This is a genomic window from Streptomyces sp. ICC1 (assembly GCF_003287935.1).
Lineage (GTDB): Bacteria > Actinomycetota > Actinomycetes > Streptomycetales > Streptomycetaceae > Streptomyces > Streptomyces tritrimontium.
This window is the reverse complement of the sequence record NZ_CP030287.1, coordinates 3,527,539-3,549,409: the sequence shown is the minus strand read 5'-3', so window position 1 is coordinate 3,549,409 and position 21,871 is coordinate 3,527,539. Positions and strand designations below refer to the sequence as shown.

18 protein-coding genes and 3 pseudogenes are annotated in these 21,871 nt (G+C 73.1%); 7 read left to right on the top strand and 14 right to left on the bottom strand.

From position 1 onward, the window contains the following. Positions 1-7: 7 nt before the first annotated feature. The 5 genes and pseudogenes from DRB96_RS16830 to DRB96_RS16810 form a co-directional block, all read right to left on the bottom strand. Positions 8-1,492, bottom strand: coding sequence for a N,N-dimethylformamidase beta subunit family domain-containing protein (locus tag DRB96_RS16830; protein ID WP_112449205.1), 1,485 nt, complete (start codon positions 1,490-1,492; stop codon positions 8-10). A gap of 188 nt (positions 1,493-1,680) precedes the next feature. Continuing rightward, complete coding sequence (locus DRB96_RS16825; protein WP_112449204.1) at positions 1,681-3,312, bottom strand: hypothetical protein; 1,632 nt, start codon at positions 3,310-3,312, stop codon at positions 1,681-1,683. A 300-nt stretch (positions 3,313-3,612) separates the two neighbouring features. Continuing rightward, complete coding sequence (gene purD, locus DRB96_RS16820; protein WP_112449203.1) at positions 3,613-4,866, bottom strand: phosphoribosylamine--glycine ligase; 1,254 nt, start codon at positions 4,864-4,866, stop codon at positions 3,613-3,615. A 60-nt stretch (positions 4,867-4,926) separates the two neighbouring features. After that, a pseudogene (locus DRB96_RS16815) lies at positions 4,927-5,556 on the bottom strand (DNA polymerase III subunit gamma and tau); the annotation flags it as partial. Between the two features lie 135 nt (positions 5,557-5,691). Then, positions 5,692-6,246, bottom strand: a complete 555-nt coding sequence (locus DRB96_RS16810) for a PadR family transcriptional regulator (RefSeq protein WP_112449202.1) — start codon at positions 6,244-6,246, stop codon at positions 5,692-5,694. Positions 6,247-6,381: 135 nt separating this feature from the next. On the opposite strand from DRB96_RS16810, the gene nadE reads away from it, so the two are divergent. Beyond that, entirely contained in the window at positions 6,382-7,212 is an 831-nt protein-coding gene (gene nadE, locus DRB96_RS16805) for an ammonia-dependent NAD(+) synthetase (protein ID WP_112449201.1), read from the top strand. A 304-nt stretch (positions 7,213-7,516) separates the two neighbouring features. After that, on the top strand, positions 7,517-7,804 hold the full coding sequence (locus DRB96_RS43000; protein WP_162688610.1) for a hypothetical protein: 288 nt from the start codon (positions 7,517-7,519) through the stop codon (positions 7,802-7,804). A 142-nt stretch (positions 7,805-7,946) separates the two neighbouring features. Here DRB96_RS43000 and DRB96_RS16795 read toward each other — a convergent pair. The 4 genes and pseudogenes from DRB96_RS16795 to DRB96_RS16780 all read right to left on the bottom strand — a co-directional run. Next, positions 7,947-8,099 (bottom strand): annotated as a pseudogene (locus DRB96_RS16795) (DNA alkylation repair protein); the annotation flags it as partial. Between the two features lie 71 nt (positions 8,100-8,170). After that, positions 8,171-8,578: a peptidoglycan-binding domain-containing protein gene (locus DRB96_RS16790; protein ID WP_112453482.1), complete on the bottom strand. Its 408-nt coding sequence runs from the start codon at positions 8,576-8,578 to the stop codon at positions 8,171-8,173. Between the two features lie 98 nt (positions 8,579-8,676). Then, the gene (locus tag DRB96_RS16785; RefSeq protein ID WP_162688609.1) at positions 8,677-9,666 is read right to left on the bottom strand and encodes a helix-turn-helix domain-containing protein; all 990 of its coding nucleotides are present in this window, start codon (positions 9,664-9,666) and stop codon (positions 8,677-8,679) included. A gap of 246 nt (positions 9,667-9,912) precedes the next feature. Then, complete coding sequence (locus DRB96_RS16780; protein ID WP_112449199.1) at positions 9,913-10,299, bottom strand: hypothetical protein; 387 nt, start codon at positions 10,297-10,299, stop codon at positions 9,913-9,915. Between the two features lie 111 nt (positions 10,300-10,410). On the opposite strand from DRB96_RS16780, the gene DRB96_RS16775 reads away from it, so the two are divergent. Further along, positions 10,411-10,599 carry a DUF6381 family protein gene (locus tag DRB96_RS16775; protein ID WP_112449198.1) on the top strand — a complete coding sequence of 63 codons (189 nt, stop codon included), beginning with the start codon at positions 10,411-10,413 and terminating at the stop codon, positions 10,597-10,599. Between the two features lie 31 nt (positions 10,600-10,630). Here DRB96_RS16775 and DRB96_RS44645 read toward each other — a convergent pair. From DRB96_RS44645 to DRB96_RS16755, 4 genes and pseudogenes are all read right to left on the bottom strand, one after another. Continuing rightward, positions 10,631-10,783, bottom strand: a pseudogene (locus tag DRB96_RS44645) (iron-containing redox enzyme family protein); the annotation flags it as partial. A 251-nt stretch (positions 10,784-11,034) separates the two neighbouring features. Beyond that, positions 11,035-11,517 carry a methyltransferase domain-containing protein gene (locus DRB96_RS16765; protein ID WP_343234524.1) on the bottom strand — a complete coding sequence of 161 codons (483 nt, stop codon included), beginning with the start codon at positions 11,515-11,517 and terminating at the stop codon, positions 11,035-11,037. Positions 11,518-11,815: 298 nt separating this feature from the next. Beyond that, positions 11,816-14,242: a SpoIIE family protein phosphatase gene (locus DRB96_RS16760; protein WP_112449197.1), complete on the bottom strand. Its 2,427-nt coding sequence runs from the start codon at positions 14,240-14,242 to the stop codon at positions 11,816-11,818. Continuing rightward, a complete protein-coding gene (locus tag DRB96_RS16755; RefSeq protein WP_112449196.1) occupies positions 14,239-18,273 on the bottom strand; it encodes a HAMP domain-containing protein in 4,035 nt (1,344 codons plus the stop codon). The genes DRB96_RS16760 and DRB96_RS16755 overlap by 4 nt, the downstream gene beginning before the upstream one ends. Before the next feature lie 241 nt (positions 18,274-18,514). On the opposite strand from DRB96_RS16755, the gene DRB96_RS16750 reads away from it, so the two are divergent. Continuing rightward, entirely contained in the window at positions 18,515-18,952 is a 438-nt protein-coding gene (locus tag DRB96_RS16750) for an ATP-binding protein (RefSeq protein ID WP_112453481.1), read from the top strand. Between the two features lie 12 nt (positions 18,953-18,964). Here DRB96_RS16750 and DRB96_RS16745 read toward each other — a convergent pair whose 3' ends face one another. Continuing rightward, positions 18,965-19,309, bottom strand: coding sequence for an STAS domain-containing protein (locus tag DRB96_RS16745; protein WP_112449195.1), 345 nt, complete (start codon positions 19,307-19,309; stop codon positions 18,965-18,967). Positions 19,310-19,521: 212 nt separating this feature from the next. Between DRB96_RS16745 and DRB96_RS16740 the strand changes: the two genes are divergently transcribed. From DRB96_RS16740 to DRB96_RS16730, 3 genes are read left to right on the top strand one after another with little or no spacing between them, the layout of a single operon-like run. Next, entirely contained in the window at positions 19,522-20,448 is a 927-nt protein-coding gene (locus tag DRB96_RS16740) for a SigB/SigF/SigG family RNA polymerase sigma factor (protein ID WP_112449194.1), read from the top strand. Positions 20,449-20,457: 9 nt separating this feature from the next. Beyond that, complete coding sequence (locus DRB96_RS16735) at positions 20,458-20,889, top strand: STAS domain-containing protein (protein ID WP_112449193.1); 432 nt, start codon at positions 20,458-20,460, stop codon at positions 20,887-20,889. Next, on the top strand, positions 20,886-21,869 hold the full coding sequence (locus tag DRB96_RS16730; RefSeq protein ID WP_112449192.1) for a sensor histidine kinase: 984 nt from the start codon (positions 20,886-20,888) through the stop codon (positions 21,867-21,869). The genes DRB96_RS16735 and DRB96_RS16730 overlap by 4 nt, the downstream gene beginning before the upstream one ends. The last annotated feature ends 2 nt before the right edge of the window (positions 21,870-21,871 follow it).

Here is a 21,871-nt window from a genome sequence, read left to right as displayed (position 1 = left end):
GGCCGGGTCAGTCCCTCTTGCAGATGCGGTCGAGGAGGTTCGCGGTGGCCCGCTGGACACGCTCGTCCACGTGCCCGGGGCGGTCCAGGGCGGGGGACCAGGCGAAGGTTCCGGACGCGAAGACGAGCGCGCCGCTCGGTGCCCGGTAGAGCGAGGTCTCCTGGTGGCGGAGGTGCCCCTCGCCGTCCTCGTACGGGGAGTGGGCGAGCAGGATCCGGCTCTGGTGCTCGGGGAGCTGGGTGCGCGGGAAGTAGCGGTCGGCCTCGCCCGCGACCAGGCCCGGCAGCTCGTCGTTCTCGGCGGCGCCGGTGGAGTCCCACAGCCAGTGCGTGGCGTTGCGCACGATCAGGGGCGCGGGCTCGGGGACCCGCCCCGCGTACTGGATGCCGAGCAACTGCTGCTCGGCGCGGTCCACTTCGCGCCAGAGGCTGGAGCGGCCGGGGCCGCGGCGTTTTCGGCAGGTGAGGAGCCGGTCGTCCACGCCGGAGGGCGAGGGGGAGAGCTCGACCTGCCAGTACATGGTGTTGGCGGAGAGGAAGACGAGCGAGGTGCCGTGGTCGCGGGCGCGCTCGACGGTGCGGCGCATCGGGGCGGACCAGTACTCGTCGTGGCCGGGGAAGACGAGGCCGCGGTAGCGGGTGGGGTCGATGCGGCCGGCGTGCAGGTCGCGGGCGTCGGCGTAGGCGAGGTCGTAGCCGTAGCGCTCGGCCCAGCGGATGAAGTCGTAGGCGTGGCCGACGTGCAGGGGCAGGCCCGCGCCGGCGTGCGGGCGGTCGAAGGAGACGGTGATGGCGGCGTCGCGCTCGCCGAGCAGCCGGCCGTCCTCGTCCCAGGCGTGGTAGAGGCTGGCGCCGGTCCGGCCGTCCTCCGGGTAGAGGTTGTAGGCCTGCCAGGTGATGTCGGGGAGCAGGAGCAGCAGATCGGCCGGGTGGTCGTCCCGCACCGTGAACGGGATGTGGGAGCGGTAGCCGTCGGCCGTCGTCAGGACCGCCACATGGGCGCCGACGCTCCAGTACGAGGGGACCTGGAGCCGCCAGGACAGCCACCAGTGGTGGCACGAGACGGTGCGGTCGGCGGTCAGGGGCGCGGGCTGGACGATGCCGGAGAGCCGCGGGCTGGTGGTGATCTTGGAGGCGCCGTCACCGCCGTAGTGCCCGATGCGGTAGACGTCGACGGAGAACTGCTGCGGCGGGTCCACGGTGATGTGGAAGTCGATGGCCTCACCGGGCGCGACGGCGCCGGTGGAGCTGAACCCCTTGATCTGCCGGTGCACGTCGTCCGCGGTGCGCGGGCCGCCGTTGCCCCGGGCGCGGGGGATCTGCCCGGGCCCCGCGGCGACGGCGGGGTCGACGTACCAGGGCACGACCTGCCCGTTGTCGTCGTAGTACAGCTCGCTGCCCCGGAACCACGGCAGCGGCCCCTGTCCGAAGGGGTCGGTCACCGCGTGCGCGAGCGCACCTGACTCCCAACGCCGGATCTGCTCCGCACCCATACCGCTCCCCTCCCTCGCTCCCCCGAACGCCGCGACCGGTCCCAGCACATCACATAACGCACGCACTCCGTCACCGTTCGTCGCTAAAAATTCAGCGATCAAAGAGTTTCGTGCGGGGAGCGATGGCGGGGCGTTGGCCGTGCGGTGCCGGTGGCCGCAGGCCGGAGCCCGGCCGGACTCCGGCCGGGCTACACCAGCCGGACCGGCTTCTCCGGCCGTACGCCCACTTCCGCGAGCCAGTCCCGCAGGGGCGCGCAGTCCCCGTCCTCCACGAGCGAGAGCACCCGGGGCGCGAGGTCCGCCCGGCGCGCGCCGCCGACCAGCAGCACCGGACCGTCCAGCCAGTCCAGCCCCGGCGCCGCCCCGGCGGAGTCCACCGCGGCGCAGGACACCAGCGCCACCACGTGGTCCGCCAGCAGGTCGCGACCGCTGCGCGGCGCCTCCAGCGGGAACAGCGGCAGGGCGTCGGCTCCCCGCGCCCCCGCATCGGCGGCGGCCGGCGCGGTCTCCCGCGCGACGTCTCCGCTCAGCCGCCCCGCCAGCGCCTCGCCGCCACCGTCCGTGAGGTACGACAGCACCCGCTGCACGGTGGAAGCGGCGGGCCCCGACGGCGCGGACAGCGCGTCCAGCGCGGCGAGCAGCCGCGCGGCCTCCGTACGCCACTTGCGGTCGACGACCTCCTCCGGATACTCCGCCCAGTCCACCGGCGACCAGTCCGGTCCGGCCTCGGCCGGACCGCCGTGGAACAGCCGCGCGGCCAGCAGCGAGGCGGCCTCGTCCACCGCTCCGGGCTGCTCCAGCAGATCGCAGGCCGGGCGCTCGCCGAGGCGCGGGGTGAACCCGTCGGCCAGCCGGTCGCGCCGGGACAGCTCGGTCAGCGCGGAGACGACCCCCGCGTCGAGGCGGGCGGGCCAGCGGCCCATCCGCCAGGCGGGCAGCGCGACGCGGGTCAGCAGCCGGTCCCAGCCGGCGTACGCCAGCCCGACCTGCTCCTGGGCGACGATGCGCAGCCCGTAGTCCACACCCTGTGCACGCTCGGAGGCGGCGGCGGCGACCCCGCGCTCCATCTCGGCGGCGTCCACCCGGCACAGCCGCAGCAGCAGCCGGGCGGGGGCGGCGATCCAGCCGAGGAACCGGCCGTTGCCCACGTCCACGGCGGCATCGAGGCCCCGTACGAATCCGCGCGCGTCGGCTATGTCCGGGTGCGCGGACGGGCCCGTGCCGGCGACGACGGGGGCGAGCACGGCGCGGAGCTCGGCGACGCGCATCCACCACAGGAAGGGCGAGCCGATCACCAGCACCGGGGCGGCGCCCGGCTCGGTCTCGGGTGCGGAAGGTCCGGCGAGTCCGGTTCCGGGTGCCGCGCCGGACCCGACCGCCCTGCGGGTGCGGGCGCGGCGGTGCGCCGCGTGCGTGCGGTCCTCGAGCCAGCTGTCGCAGTCGGGCGTCAGGGCTATCGCGGAGGGCGCCGGGACGTCCATCCGGTCCGCCAGGTCCCGCACGAGCCGGTAGAGATCGGGGGCGGCGGCCTCGGACAGCGGCACCGTCGGCGTCATGGCGGGGCTCGCCCGCAGGACGACGGCGGCGAAGATCCCGCCGACGAGCAGGACGAGCGCGGCGAACGCGCACACGCCGAGGGTCACCGCCGGCCAGGGGTCACCGGCCAGGCGGCCCGTCATCCGGGCGCTCACCAGCACCACGGCGAAGGCGGCGGGCAGCAGCCCGAGGGCCAGGGCCCGGCTGCGGACGCGCAGCACGGCCAAGGCACGGGAACGCGCGGACGGCGTGCCCACTTCAGCGATCGAACCGGTTCCGGACACGACCGGACCTCACCCCCCTCTGCCTTGCTGCTGCGTTGCTCACTCCCCCACTGTGACACCGCCCACTGACATCGCAATGCCGGTGGGCCAAGTGCCGGAATGAGAGCCGGAATGCTTGCGCCGCACCATAGTTGGGGCGGACGCGGACGTCAGGCAGACCGGGTGACGATCACCCGATGGAATGGCTTTGGGCAAAGGTGGGTGCGTTCGAACGCGGCTGGATGCACTCGTACGCGAGCATGCGCGCGGGCCCGGCCGCACCGAGTGCGCACCGGGCCCGCGTCCGTGGAATTCCGCTGATCAACGGCCCTCCGCCGCCTTTTCGGCGATGTCCGTGCGGTACTGCGAGCCGTCGAGCTTGATCCGCGCGACGGCCTTATACGCCCTCGTACGGGCCTGCGCCAGATCGGAACCGGTCGCCGTCACCGACAGCACGCGCCCGCCCGCGCTGACGACCGCGTCGCCTTCGAGCCGGGTCCCGGCGTGCAGGACGTACGCCTCCGGGGCGTCCTGCTCCGCGACCTCGGCCAGACCCTCGATGGGGTCCCCGGTGCGCGGGGTCTCCGGGTAGTTGTGGGAGGCGATGACGACCGTGACGGCCGCGTCCTCGCGCCAGCTGAGCGGGGGCAGGGTGCTCAGGGTGCCGTTCGCGGAGCCCAGCAGCACGCTCGCGAGCGGGGTGCGCAGCCGGGCCAGGACGACCTGGGTCTCGGGGTCGCCGAAGCGGGCGTTGAACTCGATGACCCGGACACCGCGCGAGGTGATCGCGAGGCCGGCGTACAGCAGTCCGGAGAAGGGGGTGCCGCGGTGGCGCAGCTCGTCCACGGTGGGCTGGAGGACGGAGGCCATGACCTCGTCGACCAGCTTCGGGTCGGCCCAGGGGAGCGGGGAGTAGGCGCCCATGCCGCCGGTGTTCGGGCCCGCGTCGCCGTCGAGCGCGCGCTTGAAGTCCTGCGCGGGCTGGAGCGGCAGCACGGTGACGCCGTCGGTGATGGCGAAGAGGGAGACCTCGGGGCCGTCGAGGAACTCCTCGATGACCACGCGGTCGCAGCCGAGCGCGTGGGCGCGGGCGGCGGCCAGGTCGTCGGTGACCACGACGCCCTTGCCGGCGGCCAGGCCGTCGTCCTTGACCACGTACGGGGCGCCGAAGGCGTCGAGGGCCGCGTCCACCTCGTCGGGGGTGGTGCACACGTAGCTGCGGGCCGTCGGGACGCCGGCCGCGGCCATCACGTCCTTGGCGAAGGCTTTGGAGCCCTCGAGCCGCGCCGCCTCGCCGGACGGGCCGAAGACGGGGATGCCGACCGCGCGCACGGCGTCGGCGACGCCGGCGACGAGCGGGGCCTCCGGGCCGACGACGACCAGGTCGGCGCGGAGTTCGGTGGCGAGGCGGGCGACGGCTTCGCCGTCGAGGGCGTCGACGGGGCGGAGCTCGGCCACCTCGGCGATGCCGGCGTTGCCTGGGGCGCAGTACAGCGCGTTGACGTCGGGATCGAGGGACAGAGAGCGGCACAGGGCATGTTCGCGGGCGCCGCCGCCGATGACGAGGACCTTCACGTCGTGCAGCCTAGCCCGGACCCGGGGGTGCCCTTCGTGCGGGCACCCAAATCGGACCCCCTAGTCGTTCGTGTATTCCTCCACAACGGTGGCCCCGAGCTCGCGCACGATCAGCTCGTGCCCGCTCAGCGCGCTGTCCACGAGGTCCGGGTCGTCGTCCTCGGGAACGTCGTCCTCGGGGGCGACCGGCGGGGGCGCCTGGTGGACGGGCGGCTGCTGCTGGTGCTGGGGCTGCTGCTGGTACGACTGCTGCGGCGGCTGCTGCTGCGACTGTTGCTGCTGCCCGTGCTGGTCCTGCTGCTGCGGCGCCGGGGCGTGCTGGGCCGGCGGCGGGTTGTAGGCGGGAGCGGGCGGAGCGCCGTAGGACGAGGCGGACACGGGCGCTAGCGGCCCCGTGCCCGCGCCGACCACGGCCTCGATCTTCCAGTTGACCTGGAACTGCTCGGCGAGGACCGCCTTGAGCACGTCCTCGCTGCCGCTGCTCGCGAAGTTGTCGCGGGCCCCGGCGTTGGGGAAGCCGAGCTGGAGGGTGGTGCCGTCGAACCCGGCGACCTGGGCGTTCTGGCTCAGCAGGATCCAGGTGAAGCGGCGGCGGTTCTTCACGGCTTCCAGGACGGCCGGCCACATCGCCTGGATCTGTCCGGCGCCGGCGGCCATGCCGGGGGACGGGGCGGCGGGGGCCGCCGGCGCCGGACGCGAGCAGGAGGCAGATGAGAGCGACGCCGGGTGCAGGGGCGGCAGCTGCAGAGGTGGATAAGGGGATGGGGCGGGGTGCGGGTGAAAGGTGGGGCAGGTGTCGGCGCACGGGGCGGCGGCGCCCCGGGGTCAGGGCGCCGCGAGGCGGTGGAGCGTGGCGAGCACGTCCTCCAGCCAGGCGAGCTGCATCCGCTCGTAGGCGATGCCGCCGCGCAGCACGACGTGCTGGAGTTCGCGCCCGGCGTCGGAGGCGTCCGGAGCTTGCGGACCGGTGAAGTCGCGCAGTTCGCCCGCCAGGTAGTGCGTGAGCCGGTCGGCGTGCGCCCGGTGGTGCCGCTCGACCTCGAGGATCAGTGCGGCCGGGTCGTCGAAGGCCGCGCCGCGGATCTTCACGGCGAGCTCGTGCCGGACGCTGTCGGGCTGGATCGGCTCGTGGAGCCAGCCCGAGAGGGCGGCCCGGCCGACCGCCGTGACGGAGTACTCCTTCTTGTCCGGCCGGGACAGCTGCGGCACTTCGCGGACGTCGAGCCGGCCGTCGCCCTCCATGCGCCCCAGCACGCGGTAGATCTGCTGGTGGGTCGCGGTCCAGAAGTAGCCGATGGACCGTTCGAACCGGCGGGCCAGCTCATAGCCGGACCCCGGCTGCTCCAGCAGGGAGACGAGGATCGCGTGCTCAAGGGCCATGCCCCGATCCTTCTATGCAACTCGTTGCATAGACAAGCGCCGCCACCCCGGTGAGACGCGGGTCACCCGGCCGCCTCGGTTAGGGTCGGCGGGACAGTCCATCGCGAAAATGACGAACGACCACGAGGAGCAGACGTGAGCCAGCCGGCGTCCACCGCCCTGCAGCAGGAGATCGCCCGGGACCTCCTGGTGGCCGAGACCTTCGACGCGCAGCGGGAGATCGAGCGCCGGGTGGCGTTCCTGGCCGAGCGCCTCACCTCGACCGGTCTGCGGTCCCTGGTGCTCGGGATCAGTGGCGGGGTCGACTCCACCACGGCCGGCCGGCTCTGCCAGCTCGCCGTGGAGCGGGCCCGCGCGGCCGGCCACGACGCGACGTTCTTCGCCATGCGGCTGCCGTACGGGGTCCAGGCCGACGAGAAGGACGCCCAGCTCGCCCTCGGCTTCATCAACGCCGACCGGGTGCTGACCGTGGACGTCAAGTCCGCGAGCGACGCGGCGTTGGCGGCCTCCCTGGCCGGCGGCACCGTCTTCCGGGACGCCCACCACCAGGACTTCGTACAGGGCAACATCAAGGCCCGCCAGCGCATGATCGCCCAGTACGCGGTGGCCGGCGCCCACGACGGCCTGGTCGTCGGCACCGACCACGCCGCCGAGGCGGTCTCCGGCTTCTTCACCAAGTTCGGCGACGGCGCGGCCGACCTGGTTCCGCTGACCGGTCTGACCAAGCGGCGGGTACGGGCCTGCGCGGACGCCCTGGGCGCCCCTGCCGAGCTGGTCTGGAAGACGCCCACCGCGGACCTGGAGACCCTGGACCCGGGCAAGGCCGACGAGGACGCGCTCGGTGTGACGTACGACGAGATCGACGACTTCTTGGAGGGCAAGCCGGTCGGTGAGCGCGCCTTCGACACGATCGTCCGCCGCTACCGCCTGACGGAGCACAAGCGGCAGCTTCCGATCGCGCCGTAGCCGTTTCCGGGGCCTCGGGCCGAGTGCCGGGGACCGATGGCCGCGCAATGACGGCCGCGGACCGATGGGAGGCGCTCCGCGCCTCACCATCCGCGCTGTGGCTCGCCGAGCACCTCGCCGCCGATGTGCGCGGCGAGGTGCCGGGCCCGGGCCGCGGCCCCCCGGCCGCCGCCCCGTGGACGAAGACGGTGTGGTGCCCGGTCCACCGGCCCAAGTGGGCGTCGTCGCCGTGGAAGACGACCTGGACCCCGTCGTACTTCGCGTTCGCGTACTGGCCGGCGTCCGGTTCCTCCGGCCAGGAGCCGTGCCAGTCCATGGCGGCCGTACCCTGGCCGAGAGCCGCCACGAAGTGTTCCTCGACGCTCCCCGTCGGGAGGTTCTCCATGGCGTCCAGCGGCAGGCCGGCCTCCAGTGCGGCATCGTCCGCGGCCGTCACGTCGAGGTCGAACCACAGCTCCTCGCCCGCCGGGCCGGTACGCATGCCCGTGTAGTCGAACCGGGCCCCGGGCAGGACCGCGGCCATCCGCCGGACGTCTTCGACCGTGCGCAGCTCGGCGAAGAACCAGACCTCGTCCTCGCGTCGCGCCAGTAGCGCGCGCAGGCGCTTGGCCTGCGCGTACGCCGTGGTCGCGTCGCTCGTGCGGAACACCGGCCATGTCGTGGAGTTGCCCATGGACCGTACCGTCACACGTCCATGGGAGGACCCGCCACCGCATTGGACGCGGCCGTCGCGGTCAGCCCCGCCCGCCGTCCTTGCGGCGGACCATCTCGGTGATCCGGACGGGCGCGAACGGAATCGCCCACTGCGGGCGGTCCGGGGCGTCCTTCGTGCGCGCCTCGACGACGGCGAGCAGTCCCACGAGATCGAGGCCCTCGGGCTTCTTCGCAGCTTACGAGCGATCAGGGCGACAGGCGGCGTCCCTCCTCGGCGTCACCTCGGTGCACGCCCCGCGGCTGGTCAGCAGCCGGGGTTGAGGAGCGCGTGCCAGGTCTTCGGCCCGACGATCCCGTCCACGGCCAGCCCGCAGACGTTGTGGAACTTGTTCTGGAATCCGACGACCGCGGCCCGGGTCTTGGATCCGAACTGCCCGTCGGTGGCGCCCGGGTCGAAGCCCCAGTACTTCAGCAGGCACTGCAGTTCCTTGACCGCCGAGCCGGAGGATCCCTGTGCGATCTGCGGGTGGTTCGTGACGGGGTTGCAGCCGAAGGCGGCCGGGCCGGCGACGACGGCCGGGGCGTTGGCGGGCGACGCCTGGGCGCCGGGGGCCAGGACGAGTCCGGCGCCCAGGGCGGTCGTCGCCGCCAGCAGGGCGACCCTCGTCCGGATCTTCGCGGCCGGGTTCCGGGTCGTGGTTCCTCGTGTCATGGGCTTCTCCTGAGAGCGGTGGAGTGCGTCGGCGAGCGGCATGAGCTTCGCGGAATTCGTCCTCCGCCCTTGGCAATCCGGCGCGGCGCTCCAGGACTTCAGCGCACTTCTGGGCCGCCCAGGATCTGACCGCGGTGCTCCCTGGGAGTGGTCCCGTAGGCGGTCCGGAAGACCCGGCTGAAATACGACTGGTCCAAGAAGCCCCAGGCCGCCGCGACGGCGCCGATCGATCGCGTGCGCAGCCGGGGGTCGGCGAGGTCCCGGCGCGCGCCTTCGAGCCGGCCGCGCCGGATCTCGTCGGCGACCGAGACCTCCTGGTCCTGGTACAGGTGGTGCAGGGACCGGACGGAGAGGTGGTGGGCGGCCGCGATGCCGACCGGTGTCAGGTCCGGATCGGCGAGGTTCCGCGCGATGAACGTGCTGACCTGCCGCCGCAGGACCGCCCGCCTGGTCTCGGGCGCCAGTTCTTCGCCGGCCCGCGCCACTTGGGCGAGTGTCGCGCAGAGCAGGTCGAGGGTGGCGGCGGCCAGCCGGGCCACGTCGGCGGCCCCGTACGACGGCCCCTGTTCCGTCAGTCCGGTCAGGTAGGTGCGCAGCAGCATTCCGAGGCCCGTGTTACCGGGGATCCGGGTCGTGGAGAGGCGGTCCAGGGTCTGCGAGCGCAGGGGCAGTGCGCCGCGCGGCACTTGCACGATGAGGGAGGAGATCCGCTGCGCGTGGCCGGTGGGGGCGATGTGGCCGTGGTACGGGTGTGAGGAGTCGTAGAGCACGAGGTCGCCCTCACCCACTTCGGCGGTCCGGCTGCCGAGGTTGAGCTCGATGCCCCCGCTCACGGTGAGCCAGAGGTGGTACACCTCCGGGTCGCTCTGGCGGACCTGTCGGGGGCTGCGGCGGACTTCCATCGGCGGGTAGTCCTGCGTGAAGACCTGGACGGCGCCCAGGTTCAAGGCCCGGGAGCCGGCCCGGAAGTCGCACAGGTGCGGGCCGGCGCAGGTCGTGCGCATCAGCGACTGGCCGGTGACGTGCTCCCAGTGGGCGAAGCGCTCGGCGGCGGGCAGGTGGTCCGTCGAGAACTCTGACCAGATCATGGCGGCGGGCATCCCTACGGTCAGCGGCGCACGGAACGGGACGGGGCTCCCGAGGACCTGCTGGGAGCAGCCGCAGCCTGTCGTGACGGCCGGCGCCCGGACAAGGACAGATCGCGCCGTTCACGGGGCCGGGAACACGCTCGCCCTGACACCACCGCCGACTCCGGCAACGCCAACCTCGACAGCGTCACCCCCACCGACCCGCCACCGTCCGCCGCGTCACCCGGTACGGGCGGGCGGACATCGCTACGGCATGTCGGGGGAGATCTTCGCGGCGTGCAGGGTGAGCCGACCGATCCGCGTCTCGTGGCTGGTCGCCGTCGTGCTGTGGTCGGTGACCGTGTCCGGCCTGGCGTCGGTGAGGTACCACGTGGTGAGCGGGGCCACCGCGCCCGGCCGCACCTCCTCGATCTTGATGTGGCAGGGCTCCGCCGGAGCCTCCGCGGACAGTGCCCAGTCCCGTGCCCCGGGCGCGTCGGTGAGGACGCAGTCGTCGAGGGTGACCGTGAGCACCTGCCCGGGCAGGCCCAGGTCCCCCTGGGGACCCAGGCCCGTCACCCCGCCGCAGGTGAACCGTTCTCCGCGGACGGTGACGTAGTAGCTGCTGGACGCGTTCGCAAGGGATCCGTTCATACCCCCCGCTTGCCCGGCCCGCCCCGTCCCAGACACCGTGAGGTGGCGCGGGCGCCCCGTCGCTGTTTGTCTGGGAGACGTCCGTACGCCGTATCCACCCGAGGAGTGACCATGAGCGGTGACAGCCAGCCGAGCGAGCGGGCCCGGCAGATGCGCGACAAGGCCCAGGAGCTGGAGCAGGCGGCGCAGCACGCCACCGATCCGGCGGAGCGGCAGCGGCTGAGGGACAAGGCCCTGCGCATCCGGGAGAAGAGCGAGCAGGAGAACGGCAGGGGCAGCGGCACCATGGACCCCATGTAACACCCGGGCCCCATGGCGGCCTGCCGGCCGCTCACGCCTCCGGCAGGGGCGATCGCAGGGCGCTGCGGCCCTGGTTCCAGGCCTCGCGGACGTGGTGCGCGAGGCGGTCCTCCAGCAGTACGGTCGCCGCGCAGCCGAAGGCGATGTCCGCTTCCAGGCCGGGCTCGTCGGCCAGCAGGCCTCCGCGGGTGCCGCCGCGGGCGCCGGGTCGGGAGCGTTGTCACGGGCGGCACGGCCAGGGGCCGCTTCGTCAGAGGCTGCGGGCACGGATGCTCACCAGCTCTTCCCATTTGGCGGCCGCGGCCGCCAGGCCCGTCGCGACCGCAGGACGGGGCCCCACGGCACGGAGGTCCTCGCGGTGACCTCCGCGGCCAGTCCCTGCCCCGCCGAGCCGGTCGAGGGTCTCCTGCGCCCCGCACATGCCCGAGTGCACCATCAGCAGGACGCCGCCGGGGCGCAGCAGGTCCGGCGCGCTCGCGCAGATCCGGTCGATGACCCCGCGCCCGTCGAGGCCGGCGTCCCAGGCGCGCTCGGGCCCGTGGGACGGCAGCCGGGCGCGCGGGGCGGGGACGTACGGCGGGTTGGTGACGACCAGGTCGAAGCGGCGCCCCGCGGTGCGCGCCTCGAAGTCTCCGTGCAGGACGCGCAGGGGCAGCGCCGGTGCAGGGCGTTCAGGCGGGCCGTGGCCACGGCGGCCCAGGAGACGTCGACCGCCGTGACGCGCGCTCCGCTTCCGGCCATGCGCAGGGCGAGTGCGCCGGTTCCGGTGCCGATCTCCAGCGCGTCCGTCCGGGGCCCCAGGCTCTCGTCCGCGAGTGCTCGGGCGAGGAAGCGCGTGTCCGCGCGCGGCCCGTGGACACCCGGCAGCGCGATCAGGCCGGCGGGCAGAACCGCCGAGGTCAGGGCGGTGGTGGACATCGTGGGCCTCCGGATCGAGGGCAGGCCCGGCAGCGGCGGACCGAGATGGCTGGTCAGGCTGTGCGACTGCCCCGTCGAAGGCTCCGCATCCGCCATCGCGCGGATCTTCGAAGGATCGAACGAAGGCGGGGAGCATGCGCCGGTGCGCTCAGCGCCGATTCCGCTTCCTCCCGCGGCCGCCGTCGCGACCGCTCCGAGCAGGACCGCCGACTTGATTCTCGGCACGTCGTGCCGGTGCCCCGGAGACCGGGCGCCGATCCGGGCGTCCGCCGCCCCCGCCCGGTGCGGTGGCTTCGCCTCAGGCGACGCGGATGCCGATCAGGCAGGTGTCGTCGTCCGTGTCGGACCGGCTCTTGGCCAGGAGGCGGTCCAGTTGTCCGTCCAGGTCCCCGGCCACGGTGGCCGCCGTGCGCACGAGATGGCCGAGCGACTCCTGGACCGAGGAGTCGCGCCGTTCGACCAGCCCGTCCGTGAACATCAGCAGCGTGTCGTCCGGTTCGAGCTGCACCTCCCGCTCGATGTAGGTGACATCGGGGAGGGCGCCCAGGAGCAGGCCCTCGATGAGCGGGAAGGCGTCGGCCTCGCCCCCGCGCACGAGCACGGGCGGCAGGTGGCCCGCGCGCGCCCAGCGCATCACCCGGGTGCTCGGGTCGAAGATGCCGCAGACGGCGGTGGCCGTCACGTGCTTGGCCAGGTGGTGGGTGACCGTGTTCAGCCAGGACAGCAGCTGCGCGGGGCCCGCGCCCGTGACGGCCAGGCCGCGCAGGGCGTTGCGCAGGACCACCATGCCGGTGGCCGCCTCGATGCCGTGCCCGGCGACGTCGCCCACGGACAGCATGATCAGCCCGGAGGGCAGGACCACGGTGTCGTACCAGTCGCCGCCGACGAGCGACTCGGTCTCCGCGGGCCGGTAGCGGACGGCGACCCGCAGGCCCGGGGCGTCCACGGCCGAGGGGGTGGGCGGCATGATGGCGTGCTGGAGCTGGAGCGCCAGCCGGTTGCGTTCGGCGGACTCGGCCTCGGTGTGGGCGAGCTGGTCCCGGGTCGCGGCCAGGGCGACCTCGGTCCAGTGCTGGGCGGAGATGTCCTGGTAGGCGCCGCGCACGGCGTGCAGCCGCTGGTCCGAGTCGAGGACGGGCTCGGCGACGACCCGGATGTGGCGGGTGATCCCGTCGGGCCTGCGGAACCGGAGGTTGACGGAGGCGGGGCGGCGCAGGCTGAACACCGCGCGCAGGAAGCGGTCGAGGGCGGCGGAGTCGTCCGGATGGGCGTAACCGGGCAGCTCGCGCAGCCGTACCGGGGGCGCGGTGGCCGGGAGTCCGTGAAGTGCGTAGAGCTGCGCGTTCCAGGTGGTCTCCCCGGTGGCGAGGTTCTCCTCGAACCCGCCGATCCGGCCCAGGCGCTGGGCGTGCTGCAGGAGGTCGGCCAGCCGGGCCTTCTCGTCCTCGATCCGCCAGATCAGCAGGACGGCGGCGCCGTGCCGGCTGACGCTGATGTCGGCGACCGCGGTGAGCGGGATCTGGTCGACGAGCGCGGTCAGGCTCATGCGTTCGGCCCGGAAGGCCTCTCCCGTCGCGTGCACGCGCTCGATGACCTCGAACAGCCCGCTCTCGCCGGCGGCCATCGGATAGGCCTCCAGCAGCAGGGCGCCGTTGACGGCGCCGCGCGGCCGGCCGGCCGGGTCGGCGAAGCGGCTGCCGACGTGGCGGATGCGGAAGTCCACGAGCCGGCCCTCGGAGTCGAGGACCGGGGTGAGCACCACGGCGGGATCCCGCAGTCCCTCGGCGAGGTCGATCAGCTCGGTGACGTCGGGGAGCACCGCCTCGGCGGTCGTGAGGTCGCGCGGGGGCGAGGCGTCCATGGTGTGGGCGCAGAGCTCGGCGAGGGCCTCGACCTGGCGCTCGACCTGCGGCCGCTGTGGCGCCAGGGGCTGCGGCCAGCAGATTTCGAGGACGCCGTGGATCCGGCCGCCCGTCCCGGCCGGTACGGCCATCCGTCCGCCGTCCGGCCACTGGAGGTGGCCGATCGAGGGGAGTCCCCCGCGTTCGAGGCGGGCGAGGGTGACCAGCCGGCGGTCGCGCAGGGCGAGGCGGGCGACGGTGGCGACGCCCGGGGGCACGTGGCGCCAGCGCGCGGCCTCCCCCGGCGGGAACCCGGCGTGTCCGGCGAGGGCCAGCGATCCGTCGGGCACCGCGGTCCACACGGCGACGGCGACGGCGCCCAGGGGACCCAGTGCGTTCGCCAGGAGGGATTCGGCCACGGCCTGGGTGTCGGCCGCTGCGGCCAGCATGCCGCTCTCGGCGGTGCGCAGCCGGACCGAGAGGGTGGCGGCGCGCTGTTCGTCGGGGTCGCCGACCGTGCCCGTGCGCTCGACGAACTCGGCGGCGATCTCGCTGACGTGGTCGCGGGCCGCCTGGTTGACGATGTCGGCGGCGAGTTCGAGGGGCGACATCCCGCTCTCGCGGCACAGCACGTCGAGCTGCCGGGCGGCCGCGGCCGGGGTGCAGTTCAGCTGTCCGATCAAGATGCCCTTGGCGAGTTCGACCAGGGCCCGGCCGTCGGCGGCCGCCTGTGCCTCCAGCACCTCCCGGCGCAGCCGTTCGACGGTGGCGACCAGGCGTCCCAGCGGGGTCGGGCACTGGTGGGGGACGACGCCCGCGGCCCGGTCGGCGGCCGGGGCCGGCCGCGGGCAGGCGTCGTCGTGCCGTTGGGTGTCCCGGCTCATCGCGCGAGCCAGTGCCGGACGCGGGCGATGAGGTCGTCGGCGTCCACCGGCTTGGTCACGTAGTCGCTGGCGCCCGCGGCGAGGCTCTTCTCCCGGTCCCCGGGCATCGCCTTGGCGGTGACCGCGATGATGGGCAGGCCCTCGTACGCGGGCATCCGCCGGATCTCGGCGGTGGCGGCGTATCCGTCCAGCTCGGGCATCATCACGTCCATCAGGATGAGGTCGACCCCGGTGTTGTGGGTGAGGGCGTCGATGCCCTTGCGGCCGTCCTCGGCGTGCAGGACGCGCATGCCGTGCAGTTCCAGGATCCCGCTGAGGGCGAAGAGGTTGCGTGCGTCGTCGTCGACGACGAGGACGGTGCGTCCGGCCAGTTCGGCGTCGAGCACGTGGTCGCTCTGCTGCGGCTGCGCGTCGCCCCGTACGAGGGGGAGCACGTCTCCCGGCTGTTCGGCGAACAGGTGGAGCGCGATGCGCTCGCGCAGTTCGTCCAGGCTGGAGAGCAGTTCCAGGTGGCGTGAGGCGGAGCGCTCCCGCAGGGCGGCCTCCTGGCCGCTCCTGACCCGGGGGTTGTTGTGGGCGAGGACGGGGAGCGAGGAGAGGGCGGGGTCTCCGTCGAGCGCGTCGAGGAAGCGCAGGGCTTCGCCGTCGGGCATGTCCAGTTCCAGGACCACGCAGTGGAAGGAGTGGGAGGCCAGGGCGGCGGCGGCCTCGCGCGAGCTGGTGGCGTTGACCACCTGGATGCCGCCGTGCTCCCCCGTCGCCTCGTGGCGGGGGGCGAAGTCCCGGTCGGCGCTCTCGGCGACGAGGGAGAGCAGGCCGCCCAGCCGTTCCTCGATCACCAGCAGGCGCCGGGGCCGCCGCTGGGCGGGGAGTACGGGCGCCTGCGCGCGGTCCGGGCGCGTCGTCCCGGGCGCGCCGCCGGCGGAGTGCGTTCCCGGGGCGCCCTGGTCCTGGGCCTCGAAGCGGGGTGCGTCCTCGTAGTCCGCGCGGCTGACCGGCAGGTAGAGGGTGAAGGTGCTGCCCTGGCCGGGGGTGCTCTGCGCGGTGACGGCCCCGCCGAGGAGCTGGGCGATCTCGCGGCTGATGGAGAGTCCGAGGCCGGTGCCGCCGTACTTGCGGCTGGTGGTGCCGTCGGCCTGCTGGAAGGCGCCGAAGACGGACTCCAACTGCTGCTCGGGGATGCCGATGCCCGTGTCGCGGACCCGGAAGGCCAGCATGGGGCCGCGCCGGGAGAGCCCGGCGGGGGTTTCGGCGGGCGTCGCCGGTTCGATGCGCAGCTCGACGCCGCCGCGCTCGGTGAACTTGACCGCGTTGGAGAGCAGGTTGCGCAGGATCTGGCGCAGCCTCGAATCGTCGGTGAGCAGGTCGTCGGGGGCGCCCGGGGCGGTGGTGACGGTGAAGTCGAGGCTCTTCTGCGTGGTCATCGGGCGGAAGGTGGCGTCGACGTACTCGAGCAGCTGGGGCAGGTGCACCCGCTCGGGGTTGATGTCCATCTTCCCGGCCTCGACCTTCGACAGGTCGAGGATGTCGTTGATCAGCTGGAGCAGGTCCGAGCCGGCCGAGTGGATGATGCCCGCGTACTCGACCTGCTTGGGGGTGAGGTTGCGCGTCGGGTTCTGGGCGAGCAGCTGGGCCAGGATGAGGAGGCTGTTGAGCGGGGTGCGCAGCTCGTGGCTCATGTTGGCCAGGAACTCGGACTTGTAGGTGGAGGCCAGCGACAACTGCTGGGCGCGGGTCTCCAGTTCTTGCCGGGCCTGCTCGATCTCCAGGTTCTTGGCCTCGATGTCGCTGTTCTGGCTGGCGAGGAGGGCGGCCTTCTCCTCCAGCTCCGCGTTGGAGCGCTGGAGTTCCTCCTGCTGGACCTGGAGTTCCTCGGAGCGGGCCTGGAGTTCGCCGGTCAGCCGCTGGGACTCGCCGAGGAGCTCGTCGGTCCGGGCGTTGGCGACGATCGTGTTGACGTTGGCGCCGATGGTTTCCATGAGCTGGGCGAGGAAGTCGCGGTGCACGGCGGTGAAGGCGCTGAAGGAGGCGAGTTCGATCACGCCGAGGGCCTGGTCGTCGACCACGATCGGCAGGATGATCAGGCTGCCGGGGGTGGTGTGGCCCAGCCCGGAGGAGATGACGTACCCGCCGGGGACCTGGTCGGTCGCGATGATGCGGTGGCTGCGGGCGGCCTGTCCGACGAGGGAGCGGCCGAGGGCGAATCCGGTGTCCTCCTCGGCGTCCGCGGGGCGCCCGTAGGAGCCGACGAGGGTGAGCACCGTGCCGCCGGGGCGGTCCTCGGCGAGGTAGAAGGCGCCGTACTGGGCGGCCACCAGCGGGGTCAGTTCGTCCATGACGAGCTCGGCGACGGCGGCGAGGTCCCGGTGGCCCTGCATCAGGTCCGAGATGCGGGCGAGGTTGGACTTGAGCCAGTCCTGCTCCTGGTTGGCCCGGGTGCTCTCGCGCAGCGAGCCGACCATGGAGTTGATGTTGTCCTTGAGTTCGGCGACCTCGCCCGAGGCGTCGACCGTGATCGAGCGGGTCAGGTCGCCCTCGGCGACCGCGCTGGCGACTTCGGCGATGGCCCGGACCTGGCGGGTCAGGTTGCCGGCCAGTTCGTTGACGTTCTCGGTGAGGCGCTTCCACGTCCCGGAGACGCCCTCGACCTCGGCCTGGCCGCCGAGGCGGCCCTCGCTGCCGACCTCGCGGGCGACGCGGGTGACCTCTGCGGCGAAGGAGGAGAGCTGGTCGACCATCGTGTTGATGGTGGTCTTCAGCTCCAGGATCTCCCCGCGGGCGTCCACGTCGATCTTCTTGGACAGGTCGCCGTTGGCGACGGCCGTCGTGACGAGGGCGATGTTGCGGACCTGGCCGGTGAGGTTGTTGGCCATGGAGTTGACGTTGTCGGTGAGGTCCTTCCAGGTGCCCGCCACATTGGGGACCTGGGCCTGGCCGCCGAGCCGGCCCTCGGTGCCGACCTCGCGGGCCACGCGGGTGACCTCGTCGGCGAAGGCGGACAGCGTGTCGACCATCGTGTTGATGACCCCGGCGAGCGCGGCGACCTCGCCCTTGGCCTCCACCACGATCTTCTGCGAGAGGTCGCCGCGGGCGACGGCGGTGGCCACCTGGGCGATGGAGCGCACCTGGCCGGTCAAGTTGGACGCCATGACGTTGACGTTGTCGGTGAGGTCCTTCCAGGTGCCGGAGACCCCCCGGACCGTGGCCTGGCCGCCGAGGTTGCCCTCGGTGCCGACCTCGCGGGCCACCCGGGTGACCTCGTCGGCGAACGCGGAGAGCTGGTCGACCATCGTGTTGATGGTCTCCTTCAGCTCCAGGATCTCCCCCCGCGCGTCGACCCGGATCTTCTGGGTCAGATCGCCCTGGGCCACGGCGGTGGTGACCTCGGCGATGGAGCGCACCTGGGCGGTCAGGTTGTCGGCCATGACGTTGACGGACTCCGTGAGGTCCTTCCACGTCCCGGAGACGCCCTTGACGTCCGCCTGGCCGCCGAGGCGGCCCTCGGTGCCGACCTCGCGGGCCACGCGCGTGACCTCGCCGGCGAATCCGGAGAGCTGGTCGACCATCGTGTTGATGGTCTCCTTCAGCTCCAGGATCTCCCCGCGCGCGGTGACGGTGATCTTCTGCGAGAGGTCGCCCTTGGCCACCGCGGTCGCGACCTGGGCGATGGAGCGCACCTGGGCCGTCAGGTTCCCGGCCATGAAGTTGACCGAATCCGTGAGGTCCAGCCAGGCGCCGCCGACTCCCGGTACGTCGGCCTGGCCGCCCAGCGTCCCCTCGGTGCCCACCTCGCGGGCCACGCGCGTCACCTCGGAGGTGAACAGCGACAGCTGGTTGACCATCCCGTTGAAGACGGTGGCGATCTCCCCCAGCAGTCCGTCCGCCGCATCGGGCAGCCGGGTGCGGAAATCGCCGTCGCGTACGGCGGTCAGCCCGGCCAGCAACTGGCGCAGCTCCGACTCGCCGATCCCGCCCTCACCCGGCAACGACTCTGGTCCGCCCGGTGATTCAGTGCCGGCCCGCTCGGCCATCCGTCAACCCCACTCTCGATAACCACCATGCTGAAGGCTAGTGCTGTGACCGGAAAGGTCTACCGGGTCGCGGCGCCCGGCACGGCACTAGCGCCGCCGAAAGGACGATAGGGCACGGTCGATCACACCGGGGACAGCGCGTCCCGCACCGTGGGCCGCGAAGCCCTTGGGTGCTTCCACGGGTTGCGGGTAGACGAACCGGAGACACTCGCGCACAACGGAGGAAAAGGGGGTGAAGGTCATGGCGGTCAAAGCGGTGGGCTGGGCACGTTCGTTCCCGGTCGCGGAGGGCGTCCGGGCCGCACGGCAGTGGACCGCGGAGCACCTGGCGTCCCTGCCGTGGAACGGTTCGGCGGCCGACACCGTGCACTCCGTGCTGATCTGCGTCTCGGAACTCGTCACCAACGCGCACCTGCACGCGGTCGGCACCGCGCACCTGGTGCTGACCTGGGACGGCCGGTGCCTGCACGTGAGCGTCGCCGACGCCGATCCGCGACTGCCCGGCCCCCGCGCACCCGATGCCGACACGGCCGCCACGTCCGGCCGCGGGCTGGGGATCGTCAACGCCCTGGCGGATTCACTGGATGTTCACGCGTGCCACGGCGGCAAGTCGATCACGGCGTGCTTCCGGCCCGAGGGCGGACCGGACCCGCACCCGGCGGGCAGCCGGGCCGGCTGACCGCCCGGGAGGTCACTCGCCGAGAGCGTCCCCGACGCTCGCGTGCAGGGACAGGACCGTGTCGGCGCCGGTCAGGGCGAAGAGCCGGCGCAGCTGCTCGCCGGAGGCGGCGATGCGCAGTTCCGTGACGCGGTGCGTCCGGAGCAGCAAATTCAGGAAGGAGGAGTCCCCGAAGGTGACCTCGCCGACGTCCAGGACCACCAGCGGGTACTGGCCCGCCGCGGCGTCGAGCGCGGCCTCCAGGGGCGCCAGCGTGTCCTGGTCGAGCTCCCCGTGCGCGCTCACGACCCATCCGGCTCCGGCCCGGCGGCCTTCCCCGACCGTGCCCCTCTGCTGTGCGTCCCCTGCTCCGGTCATGTCCGCCTCCCCGGGTCGTCGTATGTAACACGCTCCGGAAGGGAGTATGCCTGCTCCGCCCACCGGGGAGGACGCCGCGGTCGCCGTGCCGCCCTTTTCGGCGGCCCGGCACGACCCGTGGGAAGATCCGGCGGCATGACGGCGTGTAGAACGCCGGAGCCGGGGCAGAAGCGCCCCGGCAGCCGTCAGTCAATCGGGAGGGAGCGGCCACCATGTCTCGCTCGGCCACCGTCGTAGGCCCCATTCGTGCAGCAGACGCGCACGTCCCTGTATGTGACCCCGGCACCGCGGGAGCCCCTGCGCCGGACGCGGAGCTGTTCCGGGTGGAGAACGCCCGTGAGATGGCACCCGGCGACGCACGAGAGTTGTCGCGCCTGTTCTTCGTGAGACTGCGCACCCTGGAGGAGGGGACGCGCGAGTACCAGTACACGCGCAACACCCTGATCGAGATGAACCTCTCACTGGTGCAGTTCGCCGCACGCCGTTTCCGCACCCGTGTGCTCGGCGGCGGTCTCGACATGGACGACATCATCCAGGTGGGGACCATCGGCCTGATCAAGGCAATCGACCGCTACGACCCGGAGCGGGAGGTCGAGTTCTCCACCCTCGCCCTCCCCTACATCACCGGTGAGATCAAGCGCCACTTCCGCGACACCACCTGGGCCGTGCACGTCCCGCGCCGCCTGCAGGAACTGCGTACGGAGCTCGCCAAGGCCCAGGAGGCCCTGACGGACGTCCTGGGCCGGGCGCCGACGGTCAAGGAGCTCGCCGCGCACCTGGAGCTGTCCGAGGACGAGGTCATCGACGGGCTGGTGGCCGCGAACGGCTACACGAGCGGTTCGCTCGACACCGTCGGCTCGGACGACGACGCGGCGTCCACCTCGAGCCGAACCTCCCGGCCGCTGGCGGAGCGCCTCGGCGGCGTCGATCCCGCCATGGAGCTCTTCGAGGAGTTCCACACCCTCGCTCCCCTGCTGGAGCAGTTGGACGAGCGCGACCTCCTCATCCTGAAGATGCGCTTCGGCCAGGAGCAGACGCAGGCGGAGATCGGCGCCGAGCTCGGCATCTCCCAGATGCAGGTCTCCCGCATCCTGTCCCGGACGCTGGCCCGGCTGCGTGCCGGCATGCTCACCGTGTAGGCACCGGCCATGGCATCCCTTCACCGGCACGACCGGTCCGACTCCCCCGCCGACGCGCGGACGCGCCAGGAACACGGCGCGGGGGCGGACGCGGCCGTGCGGCTCCCGGCGGCGCCGGGCGGACCGGACGCGGCGGCGCTGACCGCGCTGCCGCTGCGGGACCGGCCCGGCGCGCGCCTGACCGGCAGCTGCGACCTCGACACCCGGCACGCCCTGTCGACGGCGCTCGGCATCGTGAGCGGGATTCCGGGACCCGTCGTCCATCTCGATCTGTCCGCCGTGCTCTTCCTCGACACGGTCGCGATCGCCGCGCTGGTCCAGGTTTCGGCCGCCCTGAACGGCGAAGGCCGGCGCCTGTTGCTCCACGACCCGCCATACTCACTGCGCAAGGTAGTGCAGATGTTCCCGGACGAATGCGCCGCGCTGGAGGTCGCAGCATGATCACTGTTCCTGCGCCCACCGGGCCCGGGGCCTTCGTCCACCCTGCCCTGTTCTACCGGGACCTCGACGAGTACGTGGCCGGCGTGGGCGGCTTCGTGCGCGCCAGCCTGTCGGCCGGGGAACCGGTCCTCGTCGCCGTGCCGGGCCCGCACCTGGACGCCCTGCGCGAGAGCCTCGGTGCGAACACCGGGAAGACCGGGAACGCCGGGAACGCCGCGGACATCGTGTGGATCGACATGACGGAGCTGGGACGCAATCCCGGCCGCATCCTCGCCGCCCTGCAGGATTTCGCCGACCTCCACGTGAGCCGGGCGGCCCGCATCGTCGGCGAACCGATCTGGCCCGGCCGCACCCCCGCCGAGGTGCTCGAGGCCACCCGTCACGAGGCCCTCATCAACTCGGCCTTCGCCGGCCGGCCCGCCACCGTGCTGTGCCCGTACGACGTACGGGGGCTGGCGCCCGGGGTACTGGCCGACGCCCGGCGCACGCACCCGACGCTGATCGAGGCGGGCCTCGACCAGCCGAGCCCGCAGTACACGGCCGCCTCCGCGGTCTCCGCGGACTGCGACCGCCCGCTGCCCGAACACGACGGCGAGGTGCCCCGCCTCGAGTACTCCCACGGAGAGCTGGCCGGGGTCCGCGAGTTCGCCGAGTCCTGGGCCCGTACGACGGCCCTGACCCCGGCGCGCCGCGGCGACCTCGTCCTCGCGGTCAGCGAGGCGGCGGCCAACTCCCTGTCCCACGGCGGCGGGAAGGGCACCCTGCGGCTGTGGAGCACCACCGGCGCCGGAGCGGGGGTCGTCGCCGAGATCCAGGACGGCGGGCGCCTGGCGGACCCCCTGGCGGGGCGTCGGCGTCCTTCCCTCGCGTCCGCCAACGGCGGCCGCGGCCTGTGGATGATCCACCAGCTCTGCGATCTGGTCGAGGTCCGTGCCACGGACGCCGGCTTCACACTGCGGCTCCACGTCGCCACGCCCTGATA

Coding starts and splice junctions, on each gene's coding strand:
- DRB96_RS16750 (WP_112453481.1), top strand. CDS start 18,515: ATGGCGGTCAAAGCGGTGGGCTGGGCACGTTCGTTCCCGGTCGCGGAG.
- DRB96_RS16790 (WP_112453482.1), bottom strand. CDS start 8,578: ATGACACGAGGAACCACGACCCGGAACCCGGCCGCGAAGATCCGGACG.
- DRB96_RS16785 (WP_162688609.1), bottom strand. CDS start 9,666: ATGATCTGGTCAGAGTTCTCGACGGACCACCTGCCCGCCGCCGAGCGC.
- DRB96_RS16730 (WP_112449192.1), top strand. CDS start 20,886: ATGATCACTGTTCCTGCGCCCACCGGGCCCGGGGCCTTCGTCCACCCT.
- DRB96_RS16810 (WP_112449202.1), bottom strand. CDS start 6,246: ATGGCCCTTGAGCACGCGATCCTCGTCTCCCTGCTGGAGCAGCCGGGG.
- DRB96_RS16760 (WP_112449197.1), bottom strand. CDS start 14,242: ATGAGCCGGGACACCCAACGGCACGACGACGCCTGCCCGCGGCCGGCC.
- DRB96_RS16745 (WP_112449195.1), bottom strand. CDS start 19,309: ATGACCGGAGCAGGGGACGCACAGCAGAGGGGCACGGTCGGGGAAGGC.
- DRB96_RS16740 (WP_112449194.1), top strand. CDS start 19,522: ATGTCTCGCTCGGCCACCGTCGTAGGCCCCATTCGTGCAGCAGACGCG.
- DRB96_RS16765 (WP_343234524.1), bottom strand. CDS start 11,517: ATGTCCACCACCGCCCTGACCTCGGCGGTTCTGCCCGCCGGCCTGATC.
- DRB96_RS16830 (WP_112449205.1), bottom strand. CDS start 1,492: ATGGGTGCGGAGCAGATCCGGCGTTGGGAGTCAGGTGCGCTCGCGCAC.
- DRB96_RS16755 (WP_112449196.1), bottom strand. CDS start 18,273: ATGGCCGAGCGGGCCGGCACTGAATCACCGGGCGGACCAGAGTCGTTG.
- DRB96_RS16780 (WP_112449199.1), bottom strand. CDS start 10,299: ATGAACGGATCCCTTGCGAACGCGTCCAGCAGCTACTACGTCACCGTC.
- DRB96_RS16775 (WP_112449198.1), top strand. CDS start 10,411: ATGAGCGGTGACAGCCAGCCGAGCGAGCGGGCCCGGCAGATGCGCGAC.
- DRB96_RS16735 (WP_112449193.1), top strand. CDS start 20,458: ATGGCATCCCTTCACCGGCACGACCGGTCCGACTCCCCCGCCGACGCG.